Here is a 2,962-nt window from a genome sequence, read left to right on the forward strand (position 1 = left end):
CTTAAATACCAAATATGGGGAGAAGGTTAACGCTATTTTCGAGTGCAATGGTGAGGAAATTGCAATATGGGCTGATGCTAACTCTCAGAAGGCTGAAATGCTTAAAAACTTAACCAAAGGGGAGCAAAAGCTTATCCTTGATGATAACGGAAAATATAAGCTATTAGAAGATAGCCAAACCTCACAACCTAACGGGAATGGCAACAGCAATGGCAACGGGAAAACTAACAGCAATTATGAACCATTGAGTGACGATAAAAAACGAGCGATCGCTCAATTTATAACTGAACAAGCCGACCTCTTAGCGTTCTGTCACGAAACCGCCTATAAAGCCTATAACAAGCGGTTTCCCCATGACCCGATGGATGAATCAGAATCCTTTGCTTTAGACTCCGAAACCATACAAAAAGCAGGGATGAGCTTATTTATTACTGCTCAGAAACGATTCGGAATTTAACACGATAAAAGGGGGATTATTCCCCCCTCTAGCTAACAACAATAGGAGTAAAACAATGACTGAATTTAACTTTGATGACAACTATTTCAACTCAGAAATCGACGACCTAATTACCAATGATTTATCCAATCAATTCATTAAATTAATCGATGAACGAGATTCAATCATTGATAGTGAAGGCTACAATGCCCGGTGTGAAACGATTGACGATGATTTGATTCCTCAAATTATCAAGAAAGTTCCAAAAGGAAAAATGGACTTATTTAACAAACTTATCAATCGCAAGTAATTAATTATTGGGGGATTATTTATGGTGCGCTAGGGGTAGGTTTGCACCCTCAAACCCATACGCTATATGGATTAAAGGGTGGTGCGCTAGGTTTAGGTTTGCATGGGCTTACGTTGTCTGAATGAAACCAGTAGTTAGGTTCAGACAACATAAGCCCCTCCGTGAATTTTAGTCTTGGGCGTGGTGTCTTCAGCCATTAACTCCTGATAGGCTTGCTCGATGTCCGAGTTGAGGAGAATCCGGTCTAACTCATCTATCAACTGTCCTGCCTCTGTATTCTCATCGGTTAGGGCCTGGAGTTGATGGACAATTGATTGCAGTTGGTTGAATTGCTTCTCTGAAATTAATCTAGCCATAAGATTTGCTCCTATTAATTTAAACGGGTGTAACACCTAGAGATAATCGACACTGGACACCTTTAAATTGAACAAGTTGGAATATTTTAGCCGCTAAATTTTGACGTTTGCGAACCCATAAACCGTTTTCTAAGTGCCATTTCCAACACCAATACTCATAATTTTCTACCCTGCCGTCCTGTTCTAAAAATCTCATTAGTTGGTCTAATTGGTCAGGATGCCAAAGAGAATCTAAACTACTCCCTATCACTTCATCCGGTGGTTTTCCGTTGGTATTTTGGATTAAATTAGAGCAAGCTAAAACTTTAGATTCTCTGATACGGGTAATAGCTGCGGACTCAGGACAGTCCTCTATTGCTACTAACAAATCTCGGTTAGTTGCGTTATCGATATCCTGCTTAGATGCTAATTCAATCATAAGCTTTTCGTTTGGTTGTAACGGTTTTAATTGTTGGTTATCCTCTTGTAAGCTGGCTAGTTTTGGTGATATGTTAAAAGGTCGTTTACACCCTTTCCATCGGAGTTGTATAGGTTTTCCTAGATAGACTGCACTCTTAATTAAATCCTTGATTGATATTTCTAAAAAATCCTCGGCATCACTTCTGGTTTTTGCCCAAATAGTCGGTATTGATTGGTTTAAATCTAAAGTCATCCCACAGGGTAAATAATCCTTAAGTTCCATTGGTAGCCTTCTCCTTTTTGGGACATTTTTTACAAAGCTCTATCAACTCATCCTCTGTTGACCCGATTGTATTGGCAATTCTTAAAAGTTCTATTTCTGATGGATGTTCACCGTTAGCAAGTTCCTTTAATCGTTTTTTAGATATTTTTGAATCCTCTAAAATTTCAAAATTATCTAACACTAATTGGGCTATCGATTCATAAGTAAGAGGTTTGGGGGCTTTGTATCCAGCGTTGAGTACCACCTCCTCGATATGGTCAGCAATGTATTGAGACATTGACACCCGTAATGGGACAACATACTGCTTGAGGGCATCTCTCACCCATAACGGTAAAAATACGGTCAACCTAACTCTTGAGAATGGGTTATCAGACATAGCACAGTTAACATATCTACCCTTTTATTATCACTTCACCACAGACATTTCAGCATGGTTATGTAAACATTTATTACAACATACATAGTTACTTACACAACATACAATTAAGTGCTATGTTTGTATACATACATTAACTAGCACTCTGAGATACCACTCAATGAACTCTCAGATACCGCTAGGGCAACTCTGAACCTCGACAATTGCATAGCTAACCCTAGCACGTTCTTAGGAACCGCTACATGGGGGCAACCATTGGATTAATTAACCATTAATCACCCATAGGAGGTGTTGAAATTTGACCACAACAATAGAACCCGAAATTATCCCCAAAGGGAGACGGGTTAAGCTGAAAACTTCAAAGCGTGGCACTGTTCCTTATGTGGATAAAAAAGAACTAGCAGAGGAACTAAACCGCAGTAGAACTACCTTAAGTCAGTGGGAAGAACTGTTAATTAAACATTCCCCGGATTTTCGCAAATACTACAATCCTGGCAGTCCTTGGAACGATTTTCAGGCTTACTGCTTAGAACTGATTCACAACTGGAGAAATGGCATCAAAACTCGAAAATTACCACCGGATGCCTACCAGAATTACATCACCGAGAACAATCAATTATTCACTTTAGAGGCTTATAAAAATGTCATCCAACAACAACACCAAACCAACTCAATTATCGACTCTGCAAAGCTTATCGAAGCAGCTTAAAGTTAACGAAAAAATGTTAATTAAGACCGCCCTCGACCTTGGACTTGACCCGGACAATTTAACCGAGACTGAGGGCGTGGCAATCGCACAACA

Annotated in this window: 6 protein-coding genes; 3 read left to right on the top strand and 3 right to left on the bottom strand. The window is 39.5% G+C overall.

The window, feature by feature from the left end; all coding sequences use genetic code 11:
• Together ACKPEB_RS07490 and ACKPEB_RS07495 are read left to right on the top strand one after the other, a co-directional pair.
• Positions 1-457 (top strand): hypothetical protein (locus ACKPEB_RS07490; RefSeq protein WP_408964242.1); only part of this gene is annotated, 457 nt, incomplete at its 5' end.
• 55 nt (positions 458-512) lie between these two features.
• Positions 513-746, top strand: a complete 234-nt coding sequence (locus ACKPEB_RS07495) for a hypothetical protein (protein WP_408964243.1) — start codon at positions 513-515, stop codon at positions 744-746.
• A gap of 140 nt (positions 747-886) precedes the next feature.
• Here the strand turns inward: ACKPEB_RS07495 and ACKPEB_RS07500 are convergent, their stop codons facing one another.
• Genes ACKPEB_RS07500 through ACKPEB_RS07510 form a run of 3 tightly spaced genes read right to left on the bottom strand, consistent with a single transcriptional unit; the run spans position 887 to position 2,061 of the window.
• On the bottom strand, positions 887-1,102 hold the full coding sequence (locus ACKPEB_RS07500) for a hypothetical protein (RefSeq protein WP_408964244.1): 216 nt from the start codon (positions 1,100-1,102) through the stop codon (positions 887-889).
• Positions 1,103-1,121: 19 nt separating this feature from the next.
• Positions 1,122-1,784, bottom strand: a complete 663-nt coding sequence (locus tag ACKPEB_RS07505) for a PAS domain-containing protein (protein WP_408964245.1) — start codon at positions 1,782-1,784, stop codon at positions 1,122-1,124.
• The gene (locus ACKPEB_RS07510; protein WP_408964246.1) at positions 1,774-2,061 is read right to left on the bottom strand and encodes a hypothetical protein; all 288 of its coding nucleotides are present in this window, start codon (positions 2,059-2,061) and stop codon (positions 1,774-1,776) included. The genes ACKPEB_RS07505 and ACKPEB_RS07510 overlap by 11 nt, the downstream gene beginning before the upstream one ends.
• Positions 2,062-2,458: 397 nt before the next feature.
• Here ACKPEB_RS07510 and ACKPEB_RS07515 point away from each other — a divergent pair, with 397 nt between their 5' ends.
• Positions 2,459-2,869 (top strand): hypothetical protein, encoded by a 411-nt coding sequence (locus tag ACKPEB_RS07515; RefSeq protein ID WP_408964247.1) that lies wholly within the window; start codon positions 2,459-2,461, stop codon positions 2,867-2,869.
• Positions 2,870-2,962 lie beyond the last annotated feature (93 nt).

The sequence above is a fragment of the Planktothrix sp. genome, from assembly GCF_046067725.1.
Classification (GTDB): domain Bacteria; phylum Cyanobacteriota; class Cyanobacteriia; order Cyanobacteriales; family Microcoleaceae; genus Planktothrix.